The organism is Nocardioides segetis, assembly GCF_051390595.1.
GTDB lineage: Bacteria > Actinomycetota > Actinomycetes > Propionibacteriales > Nocardioidaceae > Nocardioides.
The window spans coordinates 208,182-230,876 of the sequence record NZ_JBNINR010000001.1 but is presented as its reverse complement, the minus strand read 5'-3'; the positions used below and the strand labels follow the sequence as shown (position 1 = coordinate 230,876).

Genomic DNA, 22,695 nt, shown 5'->3' with positions numbered 1-22,695 from the left:
CCGGACAGGCGGCGGCGCCGGGCGGCGGCGTACCGGGCCTTCCCGCTGTGATCCGGCGCCGGGGACGACCGGGATGTCCGACACGGCGCCCACACCGCGGCACTAGGGTCGGCCACGTGACCGACCGCCTCGCCGCCGCCGCTCGGGCGAACGTCCCGCCCTTCCACGTGATGGACCTGCTGGCCGCGGCGGGCGAGCGCCAGCGCACGCACGGCGACCTGGTGAACCTCGTGGCCGGCCAGCCCAGCACCGGGGCGCCGGCAACGGTCAACGTGGCGGCGATGCGCCTGCTGGGCAGCGGCAGCCCGCTGGGCTACACGACCGCCACCGGCATCGTCGAGCTGCGCACCGCCATCGCCCGCCACTACCGGCGCGGCTACGACGTGGCGGTCGAGCCCGACGACGTCGTCGTCACGACCGGGTCGAGCGGCGGCTTCCTGCTGGCCTTCCTCGCCGCCTTCGACGCGGGCGCCCGGGTCGCGATCGCCCGGCCGGGCTATCCCTGCTACCGCAACGTCCTGGCCGCGCTCGGCTGCGAGGTGGTCGAGATCGCCACCGGACCGGAGACGCGGTTCCAGCCCACGGTCGACCAGCTCGCCGAGGCGCACGCCCGGGAGCCGCTCGACGGGCTCGTCGTGGCCAGCCCCGCGAACCCGACCGGCACCATGCTGCTGCCCGCGGAGCTCGCCGCGATCGCCCGCTGGTGCGAGGAGCAGGGCGTGCAGCTGGTGTCCGACGAGATCTACCACGGCATCCAGTACGCCGGCTCGCGCGCCGGCTGCGCGTGGGAGACCTCCCGGGAGGCGGTCGTCTTCGGCTCGTTCTCCAAGTACTTCTCGATGACCGGCTGGCGGCTGGGCTGGATGCTCGCGCCGGAGCGGCTGCGCCGGCCGGTCGACGTCCTGACCGGCAACTTCTCCATCTGCCCGCCCGTGCTCGCCCAGCACGCGGCCCTCGGCGCGTTCGAGGACGCGGCGTACGCCGAGCTCGACGGGCACGTGCGGCGCTACGCCCACAACCGCACGCTGCTCCTGGACGGGCTGCAGCGGCTGGGCATCACCCGGCTCGCCCCGGCCGACGGCGCGTTCTACGCGTACGCCGACGTCGGGCACCTGACCACCGACTCGATGGCGTACTGCCGCGACCTGCTGGCCCGCACCGGCGTCGCCGTCGCCACCGGCATCGACTTCGACACCGTTGACGGCGGCCGGTTCCTGCGGTTCAGCTTCGCCGGGACGTCCGACGACATCACCACCGCGCTCGACCGCCTCGACGGCAACCTGTAGGAAGGAGCCGGCGGACCGGCGGGTCGGCGGGGTTTGGTCCAGGCGGGAAAGGGGAAGGGCGCGTCTCATGTACGGCGACAGCGAGGTCATCCGGCGTCGTGCCAGCCAGGTGCGGGACCAGGGGGCCGACGTACGCGCCCTGGCGGACCAGCTGGTCGCCCGGGTCGAGGCTCTGGGCTGGACCGGTCGCGCGGCCGAGGCGATGCGGGAGCGGGTCACCGACCGCGCCAGCCACCTGCGCGTGGCGGCCGACCGTCACGCGGCCGCCGCGGACGCCCTCGCCGACCACGCCGAGAGCGTCGACGCGGTGCGCGAGGAGATCGCCGCCACCCAGGCCCGGGTCACGGCGCTCGTCGCCGACGCGCGGGCCCGGATCGCCGCCATCGCCGCCCGCAACGAGGCCGGTGACGGCCCCACGATCTCCCCCGACCCGCTCGACGAGATGCTGGCGGCGTTCAGCCCGCCCCCGGACGGCCACCGCGACTGGCTCACCGTCGACGTCCCCGGGCTGGAGCGCTGATCGCGGGCATGCCGACCATCGACCTCACCGGCCTCACGCCCCTCTCGGCCGCGGCCGGCTCGGGCTCCGACGGTGGCGCCCTCGCCGCCGCGCCGCGGCGGATCGGCCTGACCCTCGTCGAGCTCCAGCACGCCGCGCGCCTGGCCGGTGGCGCGCCGCTGCCCTTCGACATCGCCGAGCCACAGGCGGCCGACCCGATCCAGGCCCGGCTCGGACAGAGTCCCGCCGCCCTCGACGACGAGTCCTTCCGCCGGGCGGTCGCCGCGCTCCACGACCCGGCCGAGTCCCTCGAGCGCCGCGGTCTCGTCACCGCCGGTGCCCTCGACCCCGGCCTGGCCGGCGCGATCGGCCTGCTGGCCGCGCCGCGCCTCGCGCTCGACATCGACGTCGCCATGGCCGGCGTGCAGGCGAAGGTCTGGCACCGCCAGGAGGGCGGCGCCGTGGCGTCGCTCGCCACGGTGGACGGGATCGTCTTCGAGCTCGGCTGGTTCGCCACCGACGCCTGGGCGGGCGAGCTGGCCCGGGTCGCCGCGGTGTCGGAGGAGGTCGAGCTCGGCCGGTCCGCCGTGCCGTCGTACGTCGACCTGCCGTTCGAGCTCGCCGACGCCGCCGCGGAGGCCAGCGGGTCGGGTCGTGGTGACCTGCTGTCCGTGCTCGCCGCCCGCCACGGTGGCGCGGTGCGCACCCACAGCGGGCCGCTCTCCGACGAGGCCGTCGTGGGCGTGCTGAGCGCGCTCGCGAGCGAGGCGCAAGGCCGGCTCCGGGCGCTCGTCGCCGACGTGTCCGGCGCGCAGGTCGACACCGTCGGCGTCGTCTCCTGGACCCTGCTCGCCGACGGCTGGCGCGCGCTGCGGCCCCACCACGAGGGCGGCGTCCTGCGCCTGGAGGTCCAGGCCATGGCGCCCGAGGACCTCGCGCTCCTCGTCGCCCCCGCGCTCGGGGAGGCGATCCGGTGACCGACGCCGACGAGACCGAGCTCGGCCGCAGGGCCGGCAGCGTGGCGGACGGCAGCGACGCCGCATCGCGCGACGCCAACGCTCCGAGCGGAGCGAGCGACCGTGCGGCGAGCTCGATATCCGACACGCTCGGCCCGGACGGGCCGTACGACCAGATGCTGCGCCTCGCCGACCTGTTCGACGACGCGGGCGCGCAGATGCGGGAGTGGGCGCAGCTCGGGAGCGACGTGCTGAACGATCCCGAGGTCGCCGACGCGGCGCCGCTCTCGCCGACGACCTGGGCCACCGCCGAGGAGGAGGTCCGCGCGGCCACGTCCGGCAAGGGCAGCCTGCTCAGCCGGTCGATCGAGCTCGACGCCGACGCCCTCGTCCTGCGGGCGACCGTGATGACCTACCGCTGGATCGACGAGCTCCAGGCGGCGGCGTACCAGACGCTGGGCTCGATCGCCGGCAAGGCCATCGGCTACCTCGCCCCCGAGGTCAACCTCGGCGGCGCCATCGTCGCCGCCGGGCTCATCGAGACCGATGCGCTCGACCGAGACGGCGTCGCCGCCTACCTCGGCGAGCTGGCGGAGGCCAACCCCGAGCTGATGGAGCACGTCACCACCGGCGGCGGCGTCCTCGACAGCCTGCAGATGCGGGGCCTGCTCACCGCCGGGGTGCTCTCCGGCGGCGCGGGACGCTCGGCCCGGGCCGGAGGGCTGCGAGCGGCCGGGATCGCCCCGCTGGCCGACGACTGGGGCGCCGCGCTGCGCGACGTCGCGGTCGGGATCACCGAGCCGACGCCCCCCGCGCCGGCCGCCTCCGTCGACGACCCGGCCGAGGTCCCGGCCGGCCTCGGCGACCTGATGACCCTGCTCAGCGACGGCGCCGACGGTGATCCCGTCCGGATCCTGCGGGTCGCGCCCGGACGACTCCTGGCCTTCCTCTCCGGTGCCGCGGCACCCGCCCCCGCGCCGGGCAGACTGCGCCTGGTGTCCGGCGACCCCTCCAGCGAGGCGGCCGCCGTGGTCCGGGCCCTCGCCGACGCCGCCGGGACGACCGGGCCGACCGGACCGACCGGCTCCGGGGAGGCGCCGGCCCGGGTGATGCTCGTGGGCCGCGGCAGCGGTGGCGCGGTCGCCCTCGAGGTGGCGACCCGGACCGACCTGCCCGGCTTCGTCGTCGACCAGGTCGTCACGGCCGAGGCCCCCTCGACCCAGCTCGCGCGCCTGCCCGACGACGTCCGCCTGCTGTCGCTGGAGGACCGCAGCGACCCGGTCGCCCTCCTGGGCTCGCTCATCAACGCCGGTGCCGCCAACCGCCTCACCGTCGTGTACGACGCCGCGGCGGAGCCCGGCGTCCCCGCTCCCGTGGCCGGCGGCCGGGCGGCCGACCGCGCCGACCACCCTGATCTGGTCGCGGCGCTGGCCCGCTGGCGCGAGCTGGGCTACCTGCGCTCCGACCGCTGATCCGACAGCGCCGCGGCTTACCCCCCGAGCTCGTCGTCCCGGGGCCGCCAGCACGCCCCATCGGTAGGTGAACCGTTCAGATGGCGAACTCCCCCGGCAGCGTGCCGGAGGTCCGGTCGTAGCGGACCGTCCACTCCTCGCCGTCGTGGGACCGGTCGGCGATGCTCGCGCGCCGCTCGTCGGCGACGCTACCGCGAGCGATCCCGGTCACACCCGACCGGGTCGGAGCGGTCCGGCTCGGGCACTTCGCCCGATCCCCTTGACAAAACCGGGGTCAATGTATGCAACATGTTGTTGCGCTAACAGCGTGCACGCTCCCGCTTTCGATGAAGAGAACGGATCGACGACCATGACTGCGACCGCCGACGCCCCGATCGACACCCCCGCCCCGCGCGACCTGGAGGGCCTGAGCTACCAGGAGACGCTGCGCGTGCTCTCCGAGGCCTCGGTCCACCAGCACTTCGACGCCTTCCTCGACATCGCCTGGGACAGCCCGGAGTTCGAGGTCGTCCCCGACGACCCGCGCTGGATCCTGCCCGAGGTCGACTCGCTCGGCGGCACCGAGTGGTACCGCTCCTTGCCCCGCGAGCGCCAGATCGAGATCGGCAGGTACCGCATGGCCAATATCGCCAAGGTCGGCCTGCAGTTCGAGCAGATCCTCATCGGCGGCATCATGAGCCACCTCATCGCCATGCCCAACAACCGCGCCGAGTTCCGCTACTCCACGCACGAGGCGACCGAGGAGTGCCACCACACGCAGATGTTCCAGGAGGCGGTGAACCGGATCGGCGTCGACGTCCAGGGCGGCCCGAAGTGGTTCGTGAAGGTCGCCCCGTTCCTCTCCCTGGCCGGCGGCCCACTGCCCAACATCTTCTTCTTCGGCGTACTCGCCGGCGAGGAGCCGATCGACTACCTGCAGAAGTCGGTGCTGCGCTCGGGCCACGAGATGCACCCGATCATCACCCGGGTCATGCAGATCCACGTGGCCGAGGAGGCCCGCCACATCGGCTTCGCGCACTCCTACCTCGTCGAGCGCTCCAAGGACTACGGCACGCTCCAGCGCTTCGGTCTGTCGCTCGCGTTCCCGGTGATCATGCGGGTGCTGTGCGACGTCATCATGAAGCCCAGCAAGCAGATGCAGAAGGACCTCGGCATCCCCAAGCACGTCATGCGCGAGGTCTACTGGAAGTCCGAGAAGTCGGAGAAGCTGTTGCGCGACACCTTCGGCGACGTCCGGATGCTCGCCGACGAGCTCGGCCTGATGAACCGGGTCTCGCGCCGCGTGTGGCGTCTGCTCGGCATCGACGGGCGTCCCTCGCGCTTCCGCAGCGAGCCCAAGTCCGCCGCGGTCTGACCGGACCCCCCGAGCCCGCGCCATGGCCTATGTCGTCACGCAGTCGTGCTGCGCCGACGCCTCGTGCGTCGTCGCCTGCCCGGTCAACTGCATCCACCCCGCACCCGGCGAGCCGGGCTTCGGCACCACCGAGATGGTGTACGTCGACGCGACCGCGTGCGTCGGCTGCGGCGCCTGCGCGACGGCCTGCCCGGTCGGCGCGATGGTGCCCGACGCGGCCCTGACGACCAAGCAGCTGCCCTTCCTCGACCTGAACGCGTCCTACTACGACGCCTTCCCGCACGCCGACCGGACGCCGGTCGCGCTGGTGCCGCCGCAGCGCCGGCTCACCCGCCCCGGGCCGTTCCGGGTCGCGGTGGTCGGGGCCGGGCCGGCCGGGCTCTACACGGCCGACGAGCTGCTCAAGCACCCCGAGATCGACGGGGTCGACGTCTACGACCGGTTGCGCACGCCGTACGGCCTCGTGCGGCACGGCGTCGCGCCCGACCATGCGTCGACCAAGCTGGTCACCCGGCTGTTCGAGGCGATCGAGCGGCAACCGCGGTTCCGCTACTTCCTCGACGTCGAGATCGGCACGCCCGCCGGGGTGACCCTCGCCGACCTGCGGGCCCACTACGACGCCGTCGTCTATGGGGTCGGCGCGTCCGCGGACCGCGGCCTCGGCATCCCGGGCGAGGACCTGACCGGCTCGATCCCGGCGACCGCGCTGGTCGGCTGGTACAACGGGCACCCCGACCAGCAGGGGCTCACGGTCCCGCTCGACGCCGGCTCCAACCCCTCGCGGCGCGCCGTCGTCGTCGGCAACGGCAATGTGGCACTCGACGTGGCGCGGGTCCTGTCCCGCCCGATCGAGGTCCTCGAGCGCACCGACCTCGCGCCGGGCCCCCTGGAGCAGCTGCGGGCGAGCGGGGTCCACGAGGTCGTCGTCCTCGGCCGGCGTGGTCCGGCCCAGGCGGCGTTCACCGTGCCCGAGCTGATCGGACTCGCCGCGCTCGACGACGTCGACGTGGTCGTCGACGCCGATCCCGCGCTGCTCGCCGGCGACGACCAGCGCAGCGTGCTGCTGCGCGAGCTGGCCGAGCGCGCCCCCTCGGGCGACCCCGGCCGGCGTCGGATCGTGCTCACCTTCGCCGCCTCCCCCGTCGAGATCCTCGGCGACGCCGGCCGGGTCGTCGGCGTCCGCGTCGCCCGCAACGAGCTGGTCGAGGACCCCGACGGCACCGTCCGCGCCGTCGCCACCGACGACGTCCGCACGATCGAGACCGGCCTCGTGGTCCGCTCCGTCGGCCATCGCGGCACACCGGTCGCCGGGCTCCCGTTCGACCAGCGGACCGCCACCGTGCCCCACCACCGCGGCCGCGTGGAGCCCGGCCTCTACGTCGTCGGCTGGATCAAGCGCGGACCGGTCGGGTTCATCGGCACCAACAAGACCGACGCCCAGGAGACCGTCGAGACGATCCTCGACGACCTCGACGCCGGCCTGCCGGCACCGAGCGGCAGCGCCGCCTCCGTCACCGCCCTCGTCGCCGCCCGTCATCCCGGCGCCGCCGACCTCGCTGCGTGGCAGCGGCTGGACGCCGCCGAGCGCGAGCGCGGCGGGCAGGCCGGCCGCCCCCGGGTCAAGATCACCGATGTCGACGAGCAGCGCTCGGTCTCCGCCGCCCCGGTCGCGACCCGCCGCCGCGGGCTGCTTCGACGTACGGTGTCGATGACATCGTGACGACGCGAGGAGGTGCCGCCATGGGGACGGCCGAACGCAACCAGCCCGACGGTCGCAAGCGACGCTGGCAGCAGCACAACGCCGACCGCCGCCAGGCGATCATCGAGGCCGCCGTCACCGTCCTCGCCCGCGACCTCGAGCCGGGTGCCGAGCTGAGCGTGCAGCTGATCGCCGACGAGGCCTCCATCCACCGCACGGTCCTCTACCGCTACTTCGAGGACCGCACCGACCTCGACGTCGCGATCCAGCAGGAGATCTGCAACCGCGCCGGCGAGCTGCTGCTCGCCGCCGTGACCCTCGAGGGCACCCCGCGCGACATCGTGCACCGGATCATCGACGCGTACGTCGGCTGGGGCGCGCGGAACGTCGCCCTGATGAGGTTCGCCGAGCGCGACATCCCCGGTGCCCCGACCAAGCCACTCGACGTGGCGATCGGCCAGATCGCCGAGCAGATCGAGCTGGTCATCGGCGGCTTCCTCGCCGTCCTCGAGGCCGACGTCGAGGAGGACGACCGCGACGCGCTGACGCCGTGGGTCTTCCTGCTCGTCGGCGGCGTGATGGCCGCCGTGCGCAACTGGAGCTCCCGCGAGGAGCTGCGCCCGCCGGCCCCGCAGTTCACCCGGCTGCTCGCCGACGTGACCTGGCTGCAGATCGAGGGTCTCGCAGCCTCCCGCCGGATCGAGGTGCCCGACCTCCCGATCGAGCAGCTCCTCAACCTCAAGGAAGCCTGAATGAGCGACACCGCAGACGCGACCACGCACGTCGACGTGCTGATCATCGGCGCCGGGCTGTCCGGCATCGACGCGGCGTACCACGTGAGCAAGGCGTTCCCCGACAAGACCTACGCGCTCCTCGAGATGCGCGACTCCCTCGGCGGCACCTGGGACCTGTTCCGCTACCCGGGCATCCGCTCCGACTCCGACATGCACACCCTCGGCTTCGGCTGGAAGCCGTGGAAGGGTGCCAAGGCGATCGTCGACGGGCCGGACATCCTCGCCTACCTCAAGGAGGCGGCCGCCGAGAACGGCATCGACCGCCACATCCGCTACCACCACAAGCTGGTGCACGCGGAGTTCTCCACGCAGGACGCGCGCTGGACGGTGACCGTCGAGCGCACCGACACCGGCGAGACCATCGAGCTCACCTCGAGCTTCCTGTGGTCGACCTCCGGCTACTACCGCTACGACGAGGGCTTCACCCCCGACTTCGCCGGCACCGAGGACTTCGAGGGACGCATCGTCCACCCCCAGCACTGGCCCGAGGACCTCGACTACCAGGGCAAGCGGGTCGTCGTCATCGGGTCCGGCGCCACCGCCGTCACCCTGATCCCCGCGCTCGCCGACTCCGGCGCCGGCCACGTCACGATGCTGCAGCGCACGCCGACCTACATCATCAGCCAGCCGACGTACGACAAGCTGTCGGCGCAGATGTACAAGCGCCTGCCCGACAAGGTCGCCCAGGCGCTCGTGCGCACCCGCTACCTCACCAGCCGGATCGCGTTCTACGAGTTCTGCCAGGCCCGGCCCAAGGAGTCGCGCGCCCTGCTGCGCAGGCTGCTGGAGCGCCAGCTGCCGAAGGACGTCAGCTTCGACGAGCACTTCAAGCCGCCGTACGACCCCTGGGACCAGCGCCTGTGCGCCGTCCCCGGCGGCGACCTGTTCAAGGCGCTGCGCCAGCACACCGTCGACATCGTCACCGACCACATCGACCGGTTCACGCCGAAGGGGATCCTGCTGAAGTCCGGCAGGGAGCTCGAGGCCGACATCATCGTCACCGCCACCGGCCTCAACCTGCAGATCTTCGGCGGCGCGACGCTGGGCATCGACGGCACGAAGATCACGCCGTCCGAGACGATGGCTTACAAGGGCCTGATGCTCAGCGACATCCCGAACTTCGCGTTCATCATCGGCTACACGAACGCCTCGTGGACCCTCAAGGCCGATCTCGTGTGCGAGTACGTCGTCAAGGTGCTGCGCCATCTGGACCGCACCGGCACCCGGATCGTCGTACCCCGTCGCGACCCGGGCGTCGCGGAGGAGCCCTTCCTCGACTTCGAGGCCGGCTACGTCATGCGCTCCATCGACACGCTGCCCAAGCAGGGGGCGGTGTTCCCCTGGCGGCTGAAGATGAACTACTTCAAGGACGTCCTGGTCTTCCGCAAGCCGGTGGCCGACGACACGCTGGAGTTCACCGCCTGACCGCCCCGCCGACCCGGCGCTCACCAGGCCAGGTCGTGGACGAACTCGCTCAGTTGCGCGAGGTTGCGGCACTCGATCATCCGCACGATCTCGCCGTACGACGGCGCGGCGGAGTCGCCGGTGCCCCAGTTGCGCTCGTGCTCGGGGTTGAGCCAGAACGCCCGCTTCACCGACCCGGTCAGCCGGCGCAGCGCGTCCTCGTGGAGGTCGCTGTAGTTGGAGCGGGCGTCGCCGAGGATGAGCAGGGTGGTCTTCGGTGTGAGGGCGTCGGCGTGGTTCTCCTCGAACTTCGCGAACGCCCGGCCGTAGTTGGTCCGGCCCCACAGTGCCGCGTGGCTGGCGCTCGCCGAGAGGTCCGCCAGCACGTCGACCGGATCGGCACCGGGACGGAAGTGGCCGGTGACCTCGTGTACGTGGTCGATGAAGGTGAACGCCCGCATGCTCTGGAACACCTCGCGCAGGGCGAACACGAAGAGCAGCGTGAACTGGGCGAAGTTGGCCACCGAGCCGCTGACGTCGCACAGCACGACCAGGTCGGTGCGATGCGGTCGCTTCGGGCGATGGTGGGTGGTGAGGGGGACGCCGCCGGTCGCGACGGAGGCCCGGACGGTACGCCGGAAGTCCAGCGGCGCCGTGCGCGCGTGGCGGGAGTGCTGCTCCTTGGCGAGCCGAGTCGCGAGCCGACGCGCGAGCGGGAAGATCTCCTTGCGCATCTCGTCGAGATCGGCGCGCCGGGCGGCCATGAAGGCGAGCTTGTCGATGCTGGGGCGGATCGCGACGTCGGCGACGTGGTCGGGTCCCTTCTCCTCCGCGATCCGGCGCCGGGCGTCGTCCTCCACCATCGCGGTGAACGAGCCGATCCGGCGGTTGGCCCGGCGCCGGGCGTCCTCCTCGTCGACGCCCTCAGCCATCAGGCCCGCGACCAGCCGGTCGACCAGCTCCTGGGGAGCGACGCGCTGGAGCGCGGTGTAGGCCGACCACGAGGACAGGCCCGGGCCGCGACCGGGCATGGCACCGAAGACGCCGACCATCTCGGCGGCCATGCGGCGCAGCTCCGCCTCGTCGATCTGCGACGCCTCGAGGGCCTCGGCGAGCCGGTCGCGGAAGTCCACGAGGGCGGCGGCGTTGTCGCGGACGGCCGCCTCGCCGGCACCGCCCTCCGCGTCGGCGCCGGCGTCGTCGGCGCCGTGCGCGGCGGCTCCGTCGCCCACCATCGCCGGGAAGTAGACGTCGAAGAGCGCATCGAAGGTCGTGCGCTGCGCCTGCTTCTTGACCAGGGTGGCCGCGAACGCGTCACGCACCATCGCGCGGTCGCTCCAGCGGACGGCACCGAGCGCGGCCAGCGCGTCGATGTCCTCGGCGAGCGACACCGACAGCCCCGCGCCGCGCAGCGCCTCGACGAACGCCAGGTGGCGGTCGAGGAGCCCGGACTGCTCGGCGTACTGCGTCATGACGGCCTCAAGCCCGGGCGAGCTTGAGCTCCTTGACCGCGCGCTCGTGGTCGGACTGGTGCTTGAGTACGGCGCCGAGGGTCTGCGCGATCGCCGTGGCGTCGAGGTCACGGATCTCCAGCGCGATCAGGGTCCGCGCCCAGTCGACGGACTCCGCGATGGAGGGGGCCTTCTTGAGCTCCAGGTCGCGCAGCCGGCCGACGGTCGTCACCAGCTGCTCGGCGATCCGGTCGTCGAGGCCGGGCACCTGCTGCTGCAGGATCTCCCGCTCGCGCGCCGCGTCGGGATAGTCGATGTGCAGGTAGAGGCACCGCCGCTTCACCGCCTCGGACAGCTCCCGGCTGGCGTTCGACGTCAGGACGACGAACGGGCGACGGGTCGCCGCGACGGTCCCGAGCTCGGGGATGGTGACCTGGAAGTCGCTGAGGACCTCCAGCAGCAGGCCCTCCACCTCGATGTCGGTCTTGTCGACCTCGTCGATGAGCAGGACGGTCGGCTCCTCGCGGCGGATCGCCGTCAGCAGCGGCCGGGTGAGCAGGAACTCCTCCGAGAAGATGTCGTCGTGGGTCGCGTCCCAGTCGACGCCCCCGCCGTCCCCACCGCCGGCGTTGGCGGCCTGGATGCGGAGCAGCTGCTTCTTGTAGTTCCACTCGTAGAGCGCCCGCGCCTCGTCGAGGCCCTCGTAGCACTGCAGCCGCACCAACTCGGCGCCCGTCGCCCGCGAGACCGCCTTGGCCAGCTCGGTCTTGCCGACCCCGGCCGGCCCCTCCAGCAGCAGGGGCTTCTCCAGCGCGCCGGCGAGGTAGGTGGTGGTCGCGGTGGCGGCGTCGGCGAGATAGCCCGCGGTCGCGAGCCGGGCGGCCGCGTCGGCCGGAGCGTCGAACCAGGTCATGGAGCCATCCTGCCGTGCGGGCGTGTCGGCCGCGTCACGCGGTCGTGACCCGAGCGGCCCGCGGTCGTTGTGATCGGCAGTGGGGAAGGCCCGGCTCCGGGCGAACGACTGAGTGGGCAAGGGGGACGTGATGAGCGCATCCGTCGCGCCCCCGGACCGGTCGCCGGACCGGTCGCCGCACTGGATCCGGGTGGGCGTCCACGCCGTCCGGACGGCCATCACCATCGCGGCGCTCACGCTGCTCGTCGGCTTCGGCGCGATCAGCCCGTCGGCGTCGCCGCGACCGGCCGGTCCGACGCCCCATCTGGACATGTCCTCGGGACCGCTGGACGCGATGATGCAGGCCAACCGCTGCTCGGTCACCGGCTTCGACCGCAGCGTGATCCCGAGCAAGGCGATCGTCCGCACGCCGGACGGCAGCACCGAGCTGGTCTCCTTCGACCGCGGGTGGGCCGTCTTCAGCGGGGAGGTCGCCGGCGAGCTGGTCGCGGTCTGCCTGGGCCCGAGGGGTGAGTAGGACTCACCCCTAGGGCCGCCGACCCGGCGCCGGGGGTGGGTCCTCGTGCCGCGCGCGCCGCGGGTGACTACGGTTGGCGTGCAGCCCGACGCCGACGTACGAAGGAGCAGTGGTTGCCCGTGTCCCGAGGTCGGCTTCCCGCGGCCCTGCTCGCACTCCTCCTGACCGGCACCGCACTGGCCGGATGCTCCTCCGACCCCTCCGCCGAGGGATCCGGGAAGAAGGAGCCCGCCGCGCCCCGCGCGGAGGTCGTGCGGGTCCCCGAGGACGCGTCGACCGTGAGCGAGGCGCTGGAGTCCGTGGCCGAGGGCGGCCTCGTGCTCGTCGGTCCGGGCACCTACGCCGAGCAGGTGCTGGTCGAGGTGCCGGGCGTGACCATCCGGGGCACCGACCGCAACGACGTGGTCATCACCGGCGAGGGCCGGCGCACCTCCGGGATCGTGGTCATCGCCGACGGCGTCACCGTCGAGAACCTCACCGTCACCAGTACGACGCTCTACGGCGTGCTGTTCACCGGCGTGCACGAGGGCCGCGAGGTGCTGACGCCGGCCCAGGACGGCTACGAGTCGTTCGATCCGGAGCGCTTCCCACCCCTGGAGCGGTTCCGGATCGACCACGTGACGGCCACGAACAACGGCCTCTACGGCATCTACGCCTTCAACACCCGGCACGGCATGATCGTCGACTCGTGGGCGTCGGGGTCCGCCGACAGCGGGATCTACGTCGGCCAGTGCCGTGAGTGCGACACCGTCGTGGCCGGCAATGTCACCACCCGCAACGCGGTCGGCTTCGAGAACGCCAACGCGTCCGACTCGCTGTCGATCGTCGGCAACCGGTTCAGCGGCAACCGGGTCGGGATGACGCTGACCTCCAACTACCAGGAGGCGTTCGTCCCGCAGCGCGGCAACCTGGTGGCCGGCAATGTCGTCACCGACAACAGCGAGCAGCGCTCGCCCTCGCAGGCCGACGGCGGCTGGGGGATCGGCATCGGCGTCGGCGGCGGCCAGGACAACCGCCTGGTGCGCAACCTCGTCGCCGGCAACGTGCGCGCCGGGGTGCTCCTCGACAGCGTCGAGGACGTCCCGAGCACGGGGAACACCCTCGAGGGCAACGCCTTCCGTGACAACGGCGTCGACCTCGCCAACGCCTCGGACGAGCTGGCCCCGGCGACCGGCAACTGTGTCGCCGACGCCGCCGGCCTCTCGCTCCTCCCGCTCGATCTCCTCGACCGCTGTGGCGGCGGCACCCAGCCCGCCGTGACCGCCGACGCGTTGCCGGGCGGCCAGGCGCCCGACGGGATGAGCTTCCTGGAGGTGCCGCTGCCCGGAGACCTGCCGTCGCTCGACGCCACCGATGACATACCGCTCCCGCTGCCGGACACGCTCATCCACCCGGACCTCTCGGGGATCACGGTGCCCGCGGCATCGCTGCTCGCCGACCTCGGTCGGGGCTAGCCGCCGGTGGACGAGGAGAGCCGCCCGGCGACCACTCGCCGGCGACTTCTGGCGGGAACCGCCGGGGGCCTCGCCGTCGGCGGGGCCGGCGGGCTGTGGGCCGGGAGGCGCGCGACCGACGAGACCGGCACACCGCCTGCCGCAGCCACGCCCCCTGACCCGGACGTGGCTGCCGCTGCCCGCGGTCGCGGCGCCCCCGTGGCGGCGACCGGAGGGCGGCAGGCCGGGGTCGACCGTCCCGCCACTCCCCCGCACCACCTGTCCTTCGTCGTCCTCGGCGAGCGCGCGGGGACGCCGCTGGACCGGGCGGCCGTCGCCGCCCTGCTCGCCGGTCTCGGCGACGAGATCCGCGCCCTGACGGCGACCGACCCACCGGACCCCCGGTTGCCTGACGGGCCCGGGAACCTGACGGTGCAGGTCGGCATCGGCGCCGCGTGGGCCGACCTCGCCGAGCCGGGCCTCGGCGACCTGGTCCGGCTGCCCGCGTTCCGAGGCAGCGACGCCCTGCCCCGCGACCGGCGCGACGGCGACCTGGTGCTCGCCGTCGCGGCCGACGACGCGGCCCTGCCGGACCACGTCGTCGACCTGCTCCTCGCCGGTCCCGCCGCCGACGACCGGCTGCGGGTGAGCTGGGTCCAGCGGGCGTTCCGCTCCCCGGGCGAGGGGGCGGTGGTCCGCAACCCGCTCGGGTTCCGCGACGGCATCGTCCAGCCGGCGGACGCGGCCGCGATGGACGACGGGGTGTGGATCGCCGAGGGGGCCGCGGCGGGCGGGACGATCGGCGTGGTGCGCCGGTTCGCCCTGGACGTGGCGTCCTTCGGCGCGCTCGACCCCGAGGACCGGTCAGCCGTAATCGGGCGCCGGCCCGACGGCACACCGCTGAGCGGCGGGAAGCCCGACGACGACGTCGACCTGACGGCGAAGACCCCGCACGGGGAGTACCTCGTGCCCGCCGACTCCCACGCCCGCGCGGCCCATCCCTCCTTCACCGGCTCCCCGCTGATGGCCCGGCGCAGCTACGCCGTCCGCATCGACCGCGACGGCGCGGCTCCGCAGCCCGGGCTGCTCTTCTGGAGCTTCCAGAACGACGTGCGGGTCTTCGCCCGCACCCAGCAGCGGATGGACCGGACGGACCGGTTGATGGACTTCGCGACGCCGACCGCTGAACTGGGCTACCTGGTCCTGCCGGGGTTCACCGCGGACCGACCGCTCGGCGCCGCTCTCTTCGGCTCCTGAATCGACCCGGCGCGTTTGAACGCGCCGGGTCGATTCAGCGCCGGGACGCCAGCACCTCCGCGGCCCGGGCGCGCAGGGCGGCGTCACCCGCTGCCGGCGAGGAGGCGGCGTCCTCGCGGACCACGTCGACGCGGGCGAACTCGCCCTGGGCCTGGCCGAGGTAGGCCTCGAAGCGGAGCAGCGCCCCCTCGGCGTCGATCCAGTACCGGGTCCGGCCGGACTCCGTCGATCCGCCCCCGGCCGTCGGCGACGCGGTCGCGGATGCGGGCTGCGGACCTTCGAGGACCGAGACCTCGACGCCGTCCACCTCGTCGGAGCGCAGGAAGCGAGCCGTGCTCTGGCGCAGCAGCGCCGGGTTCTCCGGCCGGTCGCTGCCCAGGTTGAGGGCGAGTGCCAGGAAGATGTCGTGGGGATACTGCGTCGACAGCGCGCGCTGGGTCCAGGCGCCCGGCTCCGGGGGCGGGTCGCCGGCGGCACCCGGTGCCGTGGCGACCGTCGCCAGGTCCCACGCCGCGAAGCCACCGTCGGTCTCGTCGCCCTCGCGGGTCTCGAAGGTGCCGTAGGCGAGGTGCTCGCGCAGGTCGAGGGTGATGGCGTAGGAGATCGCGGGTGATCCGGGCCAGGCCATGCGCACCGCCACCGGGGAGGCGGAGTAGAGCTGGAAGCGCACCAGCGCCAGCGCCTCGGCCTCCTCGCCGCCGAGCGCCCGCGGCTCCTCCGGCGTCGGCGCGGCGGCGTCGTCCGCCCCGCAGCCGGTCGCCGTCACGGCCAGGCCCACCACGCCGAGCGCGCCCCCGAGCAGGGTCCTGCGCTGTACTCGCACCGTCATCTGCCCATCCTCGTTCCTCTCCTGCGCCGGGGCCATGCTCTCGGACCGCCCCTGACGAACCTCACCCCGGGTCCCGCTGACGCGGAAGCCCGGGGTGAGGTTCGTCCGTGCTGCTGAGCCCCCCAGCTCAGCTCACGGGGACCAGGGTCACCACCAGATTCTTGCGGTAGTGGAACCGGCCGTTGCCGTAGGTCACCTTGTCGGTGCAGGTGACCAGCTGGACCCGCGCCTGGCTCGTCATCGAGAAGAGCTTCTTCGGCAGCAGCTTGGACCGGAGGTACCGCTTGGTCTTGACGACCTTGTAGGTCCGGACCACGCCCGACTTGTCCGTCAGCTCGACCGTCTGGCCCTTCTTGGCCTTCTTCAGGTCGAAGAAGGCACCGGGCCGGTCGTGGTTGTCGGAGACGTGACCGACGATGACCGCCGTGCCGATGACGTCACCCAGCTCGGCCGAGGTCCGCAGCCAGCCGGTGAGGTTCCGGTTCGCGGGGACGTTGGCCTTCTTGCCGGTCACGCCGATCGGCTTGACCTTGGCCTGGATGCCGAGCTTGGCGAACCCGAGCTTCGCGGGCTGGGCCTTGCGGGCGCTGGTGCCGCCTGCCGTGGTGCCCTCGAAGCCGGTGTCGATCACCCGGACCGGGTTGACGGCACGGCGGACCAGGCTGGTCTCCTCCTTGAGACCGCACGCGTGGGTCGCCGCCTCGTTGAGGTCGTCGGCCGTCGTGCTGGCCACCCAGGTGTAGTAGCCCGGCGCCTTGACCGTGATCGACGGGGTGGTCACCCGGCCGTTCTGCGGCGTGAAGGCCACGGTGCCGACCGCGGTGGCGGGCGTGCAGGTCGCGGCACCCGGGCTGCTGAACGGGCCGTAGAGCGTCGCCGACCCGGTCGCCGTGCCACCGCTGCGGAACCCGCTGATGGTGACGACGTCCGACAGCGCCACGCCGACCTTGGCCTCGGCGTGCGACGTCTCGGTCGTCAGCGTGACCTTGGCCGGCAGCAGCACGAACCCGAAGTCGAGGCTGAGGTCCCGGTCGCCGTCCTCGACCAGATCGCCCGAGGTCGCGGACCACGTCGACGAGTCGGCGCCACGGTCGCCGCCCGCACCGGCCTGGGTCGGGCTGTACGGCGCGAGCGCCGTCTGCGTCGACGGTGCGTCACGGTCGATGGCGACCGTGTAGCTCTGGCCGGGCGCGAGCACCGGGAGGTTCTCGAACACGTAGCGACCATCGGCACCGGTGGTGACCGGGCCCACGGGGTTGCCGTAGATGTCGGTCACCGTCTCGCCGCGCGGACCGGTCAGGACCAGCACGACGCCCGGGATGCCGGCCTCGCCGGCGTCCTGGATGCCGTCACGGTCGGCGTCGGCCCACACGAAGTCGCCGACGGAGACCGCCGGACGGACGAAGCCGAAGTCGAGGGTCGGGTCCCGGTCGCCGTCGCGGGTCAGGTCGCCCGACTCCGCGGACCACGTCGAGGAATCGGTGGCCGGCGTGCCCTGACCCGTCTGGGTCGGGATGTAGTCGGCCAGCGCGTCGATCGTGGACGGGTCGGTCCGGTCGATCTTCACCGTGTAGTGCTGGCCGGCCGGCAGGACAGGCAGGTCGTCGAACGAGTAGTTGCCGTCCGCGTCCGTGGTCACCGGACCCACGACGTTGCCGTGGATGTCGGTCACGGGCTCGCCGTCCGGACCCTCGAGCGTGAGGACGACGCCCTCGATGCCCGGCTCGCCGGCGTCCTGGACGCCGTCACGGTCCGTGTCGGCCCACACCAGGTCGCCGACCGACACCTTCGCCGGCACGAAGCCGAAGTCGAGGGTCATGTCGCGGTCCTCGGGCTGCGTGAGCGGCCCGGAGGTGGCGCTGCCGGTCGACGAGTCCTTCGTCGGGTCGCCGCCCTGACCCGCCTGGGTCGGGACGTACGGCGCCAACGCCGGCTGGCTGTTGTCGATCCGGACGGTGTAGCGATCGTCCGGGTTGGTGAGGACCGGGAGGTCCGTGAAGCTGTAGAAGCCGTTCGCGTCCGTCACGACCGGCCCGACACCGGGAACCGGGTTGCCGTCGGGGCCCACCAGCGTGAGCGTGACGCCGGGGATCCCGGGCTCGCCCGGGTCCTGGACGCCGTCGCCGTCGCTGTCGACCCACACGAAGTCACCGACCGCGACCGGCTTCGGGGTGAACCCGAAGTCCAGGGTCAGGTCCTTCGCGCCCGCGGTGGTCAGCTCCGTGGAGTCCGCGGTCCACAGGGACGAGTCCAGTGCGGGGTCGCCGCCCTGACCGGCCTGCGTCGGGAGGTACGGCGCGAGCGCGGTCTGCGTCGACGTCGCCGTCTGGTCGATGGTGACCGTGTAGTGCTCACCGGGCGGGAGGACGGGAAGCTTGTCGAACAGGTAGTGGCCGTTGGCGTCCGTGGTCACCGGACCGACCGGGTCCCCGTTCACGTCGACGACCGGGTCGCCGTTCGCGTCCGTCAGCTTCAACACGACACCCTCGATGCCCGACTCGCCCGGGTCCTGGATGCCATCGCCGTCGCTGTCGATCCACACGTAATTGCCCACCGACACCGACGCCGGACTGAAGCCGAAGTCGATGGTGTGGTCGTTCTCGCCGCGGTTGCCGGTGGTGATCGACGCCTCCGGGTAGCCCCCGACGGTCGTGCCGTCGGAGTCGAGCCGGTCCTGCTCCGGGCCGGTGCCCTGGTCCGCGTCGCTCAGCGCGACGCCGGCCAGCTTGCCGCTGCCGGTGTAGTCGGTCGGCTTGTCGAGGCGGATGACGTAGTCGGTGTTGAACTCGACGCCGTCGGTGACGGAGTCGAAGTAGTACTCGCCGCGCGAGTTGGTCACCGTCGTTGCGACGAGGTTGCCCTGGGCGTCGTACAGGTTCACGGTGACGCCGGCGATGCCGTCCTCACCCGGGTCCTGCACGCCGTCCCCGTTGCCGTCGTTCCAGACCCGGTTGCCGATCTGGATCGGCGCCAGGTCGCAGAGCACCTCCATGTCGGCCATGCCCTGGCCCTTGCTGAAGTTGTCGGCGCCACTGATCCGGTTGCCGCCGCTGTTGCCGCCGTCGGCCTGCAGGCTCTCGGGCGAGGTCGGCTGGGTGCCGCCGTCACCGGAGATGAGCGGCCGGCCCGTCTCACGGTCGACCCGGAAGTAGCCCTGGGTGAAGATGCCGCCGGCCGGGTCCATCGCGCTGCTGACGATGCCGCGCTCGCCGCGGCTCAGCGCCAGACCGCCGAAGGCCTCCTCCTCGTGGACGCCACCGTCGCCTCCGAAGTACTCGTCCGACACCGCGGTCTGGGCGCGGTTCTCCTTGCCGCAGCCACCGTTGATGTCGAGCACGAAGTCGCCGCCGCCGGCGGGCGGGCAGGCCTTGTTGATGTCACCGGCGACGACGTAGTCGATGACGCCGACGAGGGCGCCGGTGCCGTCGGTGTTGGCGTAGTAGCGCGAGCTGGCGCCCATCTGCTGGTCACCGGTGCGGTCCCGGAAGGCCATGACGAGGTCACCGTTGTTCTCGATGACGATGTCGTCCATCCACGCCTGCGGGTCGGGCAGCCGGCCGCCGCTCTTGAAGTTGCAGCTGATCCCGTCCTTCCACGGACGGAAGGACGTGCTGTGCACGCCGTCCGCGGTGTCGCGCGGGTCGCACTGCGCGGCGAGGAACCACTGCGCCTCGCGCTTGCGGTTGATGGTCTGGTCCATCACCGTGCCGGTCTGCGTGTAGGTCGACGCGTCGAAGGTCAGGATGATCGCCCGCTGGTCGGCGGGGTCCTGGGTCGACTCGGCCGTGCAGACACCGCCGACGTAGAGCACGCCGTTGCGCTCGCCGAGCGCGCCCGGGCGCCAGTCGGAGGCCGCGGCGCAGCCGGGGTTCGCCGACAGGTCGACGACGTGGGTCGGCGCGCCCATCGTGGCTGCCGTCGCGTCGTACACGTAGAGCTTGCGGTCGTTGAGGTTGATCACCTGCAGGTCGTCGCCGTCCTCGGAGATGTCGAGGTCACCCAGCGACTCCTTGCCCACGGCCGGTGCGAAGTCCCAGTCCTGGCGCAGGCCGGCGGTGTCGAAGCTGTGAGCGCGGGTACCGGGATTGGGCACGGTTCCCCACAGAGAGGTCGCGCCACCGTCGCGCGGAGTCACATAGATCGCACCGGGGCCGCCGGGGCCGTAGGCGATACCGCGCTTGGCGAAGGCCGCCGCGAAGATCCGCTTGTCCTGCTTGCGGTAGCCGATGCCGTAGACCGCGCCGGTGTCGGCCTTGGTGGCGATCGAGGTCTTGCCGCGGTCGTTGCCCCACGCCCGGTACGGCGCGGTGAAGAGCGTCTCCGCGGTGTCGTTGTTCGCGAGCGCGCCGCCGGGCGTGAAGATCGGCGGCTGGCAGGCGTTGACGATCAACGGGTTCGACTGGCAGTAGTCCCGGACGTCCCAGAAGGCGGTCGTGACGTCGACCGTCTTGTCGGCCGCCACGGTCACGAACTCGTCGTTCGAGGACAGCCACTTGGCGCTGGGCGTGTCGGCCGTGCCGGTCTTCTCCCGAGCGAACGCCGGCTGAAGGGTCGCCGGGTCGGGGTTGATCGCCTGCACCCGGTAGCTGCCGGGCGTGCCGACGACGGTGACCAGGCCGTCCGCGTCCGTGGTCAGGTCCTGGCTGACGCCAGCGCTGTCCGTGACCCGCACCGTCACGCCGGCGAGTCCCGGCTCGACGAACGGATCGTCCCAGCTGCCGTTGCCGTTGTAGTCCTGGACCACCCGCACCTTGACCGTGCCGTCACCCGGCGCCGCGTACGCCGGCGCGGCCACCTGGGCCACACCCACCACCGCGGTGCCCGACGCGACCACGGCCAGGGCCGTCAGCCCCCGGACCGGAGCCGCCGACAGCGACGACCTCACCTGCTCGAGCCAGCGTTTCATCAGGTTGTCTCTCCTCGGTCGGAGCATGCCTCGGACATGCGCGCGATGGTATTTCCGGTGCGGGAGCACCCGGACTCCTTCGTAAAAAGGGATGAATCGGGGCGAGGCGCGCTCACCCACGACGGATGGTCGATGCCCGGCAGGCGGTCTGGAACGGGGGTGCGGACCACGTCACGTCCCCGACCAGTCGGGCACGTCGTAGGTCCAGTCGGGCGGCATCAGGGCGACCTTCTGCAGCACCTCGGCGCGGCTGGTGACGCCGAGCTTGGAGTAGAGGCTGCGGATCTGGGTCTTGACGGTGTTGATCGAGACCCCGAGCCGGTCGGCGATGTCGGCGCGGGCCACTCCTTCGAGCAGCAGCCGGAAGACGAGGCGCTCCCGCGGCGACAGCGGCGCGGCGAGCGCGGGCCCGGGCACCCAGATCCCGACCGCGTCCCGGGCGCCCTCGGCGAGCTCGGCCGGCAGCCGGCCCTCCCGGAGCGCGAAGGCGACCAGCGGCCGGGGCAGGCACGAGACGAAGGAGCGCCAGCCCTGCTTGCGCGCGAGGGCGACGATGGCGTCGAGCATGCGGCGGGCACTGTCGTCGTCGCCGCCGGCGATGCAGGCGGCCGCCTCGAGGCCGCGCAGCCGGACCGACTCCCGGGGGGTGAGGTCGTGCGCGGCGCGGGCCACCCGGGCGGCGTACCGGACCGTCTCGAACTCGCCGCTGACGTAGAGCACCGTCGCCTCCGCGACCGCCGACCACGGCGACCGGGAGCTGCCCGGCTCGACGGCGACCCAGGCCTCCCGCACGTTGCCCAGCGCCAGGTTGAGGTCGGCGCGGGTCGCTCGGCCGACCTCGGACGCGATGCCCTCGCCGGTGTCGTCGCCGAGCGTCGCGGTCTCGGCCTGGGCCACCAGGCGCAGGCCGGCCTCGTGCCGCCCGGTGAGCAGCAGGAACTGGACGTGCGCCCACAGGGCGAGCGGCCACAGCACGCCGAAGGAGGCGGGCTTGCGGGCCTGCACGATCCGGCCGGCGCCGGGGAGGATGCGGCGGTCGATGAACAGGATCAGCCGGGCCAGCCGCAGCGCGTCCGCGGTCGCCGTGACGACGCGCCCGAGACCGGCCGCGAACGCCTCGGCCCGGGCGAGGTGCTCCTCGGCGGCGAGCAGCTCCCCGGCGACGGCGCACACCAGCGCCAGGTGGGAGCCGACGTACGCCCGGCCGGCCGGCGAGCCGTGGAGCCCCTCGGCGTCGTACGCCGCCTGGAGCAGGTTGCGGGCGCCGGCCACGTCGCCGCCGAGCAGGGCGGTGATCCCGTACTGCAGGCGGGAGAAGGCGAGCAGCGCGGGGTCGACGTCACCCTCGCTCACGAAGGCGATCCGGGTGGTGACCGGCCGGGCACCGTCCAGGAGCAGGCGGGCCTGGAGGTACTGCCCGGTGGCGCGGTGCTGGTGGCTCGACAGCAGATGGGCGAGCAGGACCTCCTCGTCGCTGCGGTGGCCGCTCCGGATCCGCGCCATCGACTTGTCGACCAGCGCCCAAGCCTCGGGGCCTGTCGTCAGGCCGCTGGCGACGGCGACGAACCGCAGGCCCGGGCTCCCGGCGATCCGGTCAGGCGGCAGTGCGGCGAGGAAGGCGCGGAGCGCGGCCGGCTCGGTGACGTACCACAGCTCCACCCAGCCGGACTCGAACGCGTCGATCGCCTCACCCGTCCGCCCCGCGGCCACCAGCGCGCCGAGGGCGTCGACGGATCTGACCGTGGACATCGGGTGGGGCCTCCTCGCCGGGGCTCATCCCCCGGCCGGCCGCCGGGGCGCGCGCTGTTGCGTCGCGGTGCAGCCTGGCGCAGGGCGGAGGCCGACGACCCCGATGTCCCTCGATGGGAGCCGATTTGCCCCCCGATCGGGGGACGCGTCATCACCCCACTCGAGATCGACCGGCC

17 protein-coding genes are annotated in these 22,695 nt (G+C 73.0%); 11 read left to right on the top strand and 6 right to left on the bottom strand.

Annotated elements, in window-relative coordinates:
* The first annotated feature begins 116 nt into the window (after positions 1–116).
* From ACPZVR_RS00995 to ACPZVR_RS00980, 4 genes are all read left to right on the top strand, one after another.
* Entirely contained in the window at positions 117–1,286 is a 1,170-nt protein-coding gene (locus tag ACPZVR_RS00995) for a pyridoxal phosphate-dependent aminotransferase (protein ID WP_436697699.1), read from the top strand.
* A gap of 67 nt (positions 1,287–1,353) precedes the next feature.
* Positions 1,354–1,806 carry a WXG100 family type VII secretion target gene (locus ACPZVR_RS00990; protein WP_436697698.1) on the top strand — a complete coding sequence of 151 codons (453 nt, stop codon included), beginning with the start codon at positions 1,354–1,356 and terminating at the stop codon, positions 1,804–1,806.
* Positions 1,807–1,814: 8 nt separating this feature from the next.
* Complete coding sequence (locus tag ACPZVR_RS00985) at positions 1,815–2,762, top strand: hypothetical protein (protein WP_436697697.1); 948 nt, start codon at positions 1,815–1,817, stop codon at positions 2,760–2,762.
* Entirely contained in the window at positions 2,759–4,213 is a 1,455-nt protein-coding gene (locus ACPZVR_RS00980) for a hypothetical protein (protein WP_436697696.1), read from the top strand. Before ACPZVR_RS00985 ends, ACPZVR_RS00980 begins: the two co-directional genes overlap by 4 nt.
* A 76-nt stretch (positions 4,214–4,289) precedes the next feature.
* Here ACPZVR_RS00980 and ACPZVR_RS00975 read toward each other — a convergent pair whose 3' ends face one another.
* The gene (locus ACPZVR_RS00975) at positions 4,290–4,424 is read right to left on the bottom strand and encodes a hypothetical protein (protein ID WP_436697695.1); all 135 of its coding nucleotides are present in this window, start codon (positions 4,422–4,424) and stop codon (positions 4,290–4,292) included.
* 138 nt (positions 4,425–4,562) lie between these two features.
* Here ACPZVR_RS00975 and ACPZVR_RS00970 point away from each other — a divergent pair, with 138 nt between their 5' ends.
* From ACPZVR_RS00970 to ACPZVR_RS00955, 4 genes are read left to right on the top strand one after another with little or no spacing between them, the layout of a single operon-like run.
* The gene (locus ACPZVR_RS00970) at positions 4,563–5,567 is read left to right on the top strand and encodes an AurF N-oxygenase family protein (RefSeq protein WP_436697694.1); all 1,005 of its coding nucleotides are present in this window, start codon (positions 4,563–4,565) and stop codon (positions 5,565–5,567) included.
* 22 nt (positions 5,568–5,589) lie between these two features.
* Positions 5,590–7,287, top strand: a complete 1,698-nt coding sequence (locus ACPZVR_RS00965; RefSeq protein ID WP_436697693.1) for an FAD-dependent oxidoreductase — start codon at positions 5,590–5,592, stop codon at positions 7,285–7,287.
* Between the two features lie 20 nt (positions 7,288–7,307).
* Positions 7,308–8,018 carry a TetR/AcrR family transcriptional regulator gene (locus ACPZVR_RS00960; RefSeq protein ID WP_436697692.1) on the top strand — a complete coding sequence of 237 codons (711 nt, stop codon included), beginning with the start codon at positions 7,308–7,310 and terminating at the stop codon, positions 8,016–8,018.
* Positions 8,019–9,485, top strand: coding sequence for a flavin-containing monooxygenase (locus ACPZVR_RS00955; protein ID WP_436697691.1), 1,467 nt, complete (start codon positions 8,019–8,021; stop codon positions 9,483–9,485).
* Positions 9,486–9,505: 20 nt separating this feature from the next.
* On the opposite strand, the gene ACPZVR_RS00950 is transcribed toward ACPZVR_RS00955, so the two are convergent.
* Together ACPZVR_RS00950 and ACPZVR_RS00945 are read right to left on the bottom strand one after the other, a co-directional pair.
* Positions 9,506–10,936 (bottom strand): VWA domain-containing protein, encoded by a 1,431-nt coding sequence (locus ACPZVR_RS00950; RefSeq protein WP_436697690.1) that lies wholly within the window; start codon positions 10,934–10,936, stop codon positions 9,506–9,508.
* A 7-nt stretch (positions 10,937–10,943) separates the two neighbouring features.
* Complete coding sequence (locus tag ACPZVR_RS00945) at positions 10,944–11,828, bottom strand: AAA family ATPase (RefSeq protein WP_436697689.1); 885 nt, start codon at positions 11,826–11,828, stop codon at positions 10,944–10,946.
* A 130-nt stretch (positions 11,829–11,958) separates the two neighbouring features.
* On the opposite strand from ACPZVR_RS00945, the gene ACPZVR_RS00940 reads away from it, so the two are divergent.
* The 3 genes from ACPZVR_RS00940 (at position 11,959) to ACPZVR_RS00930 (ending at position 15,035) form a co-directional block, all read left to right on the top strand.
* Entirely contained in the window at positions 11,959–12,345 is a 387-nt protein-coding gene (locus tag ACPZVR_RS00940; RefSeq protein WP_436697688.1) for a hypothetical protein, read from the top strand.
* 119 nt (positions 12,346–12,464) lie between these two features.
* A complete protein-coding gene (locus tag ACPZVR_RS00935) occupies positions 12,465–13,799 on the top strand; it encodes a right-handed parallel beta-helix repeat-containing protein (RefSeq protein WP_436698210.1) in 1,335 nt (444 codons plus the stop codon).
* A gap of 165 nt (positions 13,800–13,964) precedes the next feature.
* The gene (locus ACPZVR_RS00930) at positions 13,965–15,035 is read left to right on the top strand and encodes a Dyp-type peroxidase (RefSeq protein ID WP_436697687.1); all 1,071 of its coding nucleotides are present in this window, start codon (positions 13,965–13,967) and stop codon (positions 15,033–15,035) included.
* Positions 15,036–15,069: 34 nt separating this feature from the next.
* On the opposite strand, the gene ACPZVR_RS00925 is transcribed toward ACPZVR_RS00930, so the two are convergent.
* The 3 genes from ACPZVR_RS00925 to ACPZVR_RS00915 form a co-directional block, all read right to left on the bottom strand.
* The gene (locus ACPZVR_RS00925; protein WP_436697686.1) at positions 15,070–15,864 is read right to left on the bottom strand and encodes a hypothetical protein; all 795 of its coding nucleotides are present in this window, start codon (positions 15,862–15,864) and stop codon (positions 15,070–15,072) included.
* A 127-nt stretch (positions 15,865–15,991) separates the two neighbouring features.
* On the bottom strand, positions 15,992–20,770 hold the full coding sequence (locus ACPZVR_RS00920; RefSeq protein WP_436697685.1) for an SdrD B-like domain-containing protein: 4,779 nt from the start codon (positions 20,768–20,770) through the stop codon (positions 15,992–15,994).
* 171 nt (positions 20,771–20,941) lie between these two features.
* Positions 20,942–22,519, bottom strand: a complete 1,578-nt coding sequence (locus ACPZVR_RS00915) for a helix-turn-helix transcriptional regulator (RefSeq protein ID WP_436697684.1) — start codon at positions 22,517–22,519, stop codon at positions 20,942–20,944.
* Between the last annotated feature and the right edge of the window lie 176 nt (positions 22,520–22,695).

What these genes read in the sequence shown, in the direction of transcription:
- ACPZVR_RS00990 (WP_436697698.1), top strand. Translation starts at nt 1,354, where the DNA reads ATGTACGGCGACAGCGAGGTCATCCGGCGTCGTGCCAGCCAGGTGCGG.
- ACPZVR_RS00985 (WP_436697697.1), top strand. Translation starts at nt 1,815, where the DNA reads ATGCCGACCATCGACCTCACCGGCCTCACGCCCCTCTCGGCCGCGGCC.
- ACPZVR_RS00970 (WP_436697694.1), top strand. Translation starts at nt 4,563, where the DNA reads ATGACTGCGACCGCCGACGCCCCGATCGACACCCCCGCCCCGCGCGAC.
- ACPZVR_RS00965 (WP_436697693.1), top strand. Translation starts at nt 5,590, where the DNA reads ATGGCCTATGTCGTCACGCAGTCGTGCTGCGCCGACGCCTCGTGCGTC.
- ACPZVR_RS00960 (WP_436697692.1), top strand. Translation starts at nt 7,308, where the DNA reads ATGGGGACGGCCGAACGCAACCAGCCCGACGGTCGCAAGCGACGCTGG.
- ACPZVR_RS00955 (WP_436697691.1), top strand. Translation starts at nt 8,019, where the DNA reads ATGAGCGACACCGCAGACGCGACCACGCACGTCGACGTGCTGATCATC.
- ACPZVR_RS00950 (WP_436697690.1), bottom strand. Translation starts at nt 10,936, where the DNA reads ATGACGCAGTACGCCGAGCAGTCCGGGCTCCTCGACCGCCACCTGGCG.
- ACPZVR_RS00945 (WP_436697689.1), bottom strand. Translation starts at nt 11,828, where the DNA reads ATGACCTGGTTCGACGCTCCGGCCGACGCGGCCGCCCGGCTCGCGACC.
- ACPZVR_RS00940 (WP_436697688.1), top strand. Translation starts at nt 11,959, where the DNA reads ATGAGCGCATCCGTCGCGCCCCCGGACCGGTCGCCGGACCGGTCGCCG.
- ACPZVR_RS00925 (WP_436697686.1), bottom strand. Translation starts at nt 15,864, where the DNA reads ATGACGGTGCGAGTACAGCGCAGGACCCTGCTCGGGGGCGCGCTCGGC.
- ACPZVR_RS00920 (WP_436697685.1), bottom strand. Translation starts at nt 20,770, where the DNA reads ATGAAACGCTGGCTCGAGCAGGTGAGGTCGTCGCTGTCGGCGGCTCCG.
- ACPZVR_RS00915 (WP_436697684.1), bottom strand. Translation starts at nt 22,519, where the DNA reads ATGTCCACGGTCAGATCCGTCGACGCCCTCGGCGCGCTGGTGGCCGCG.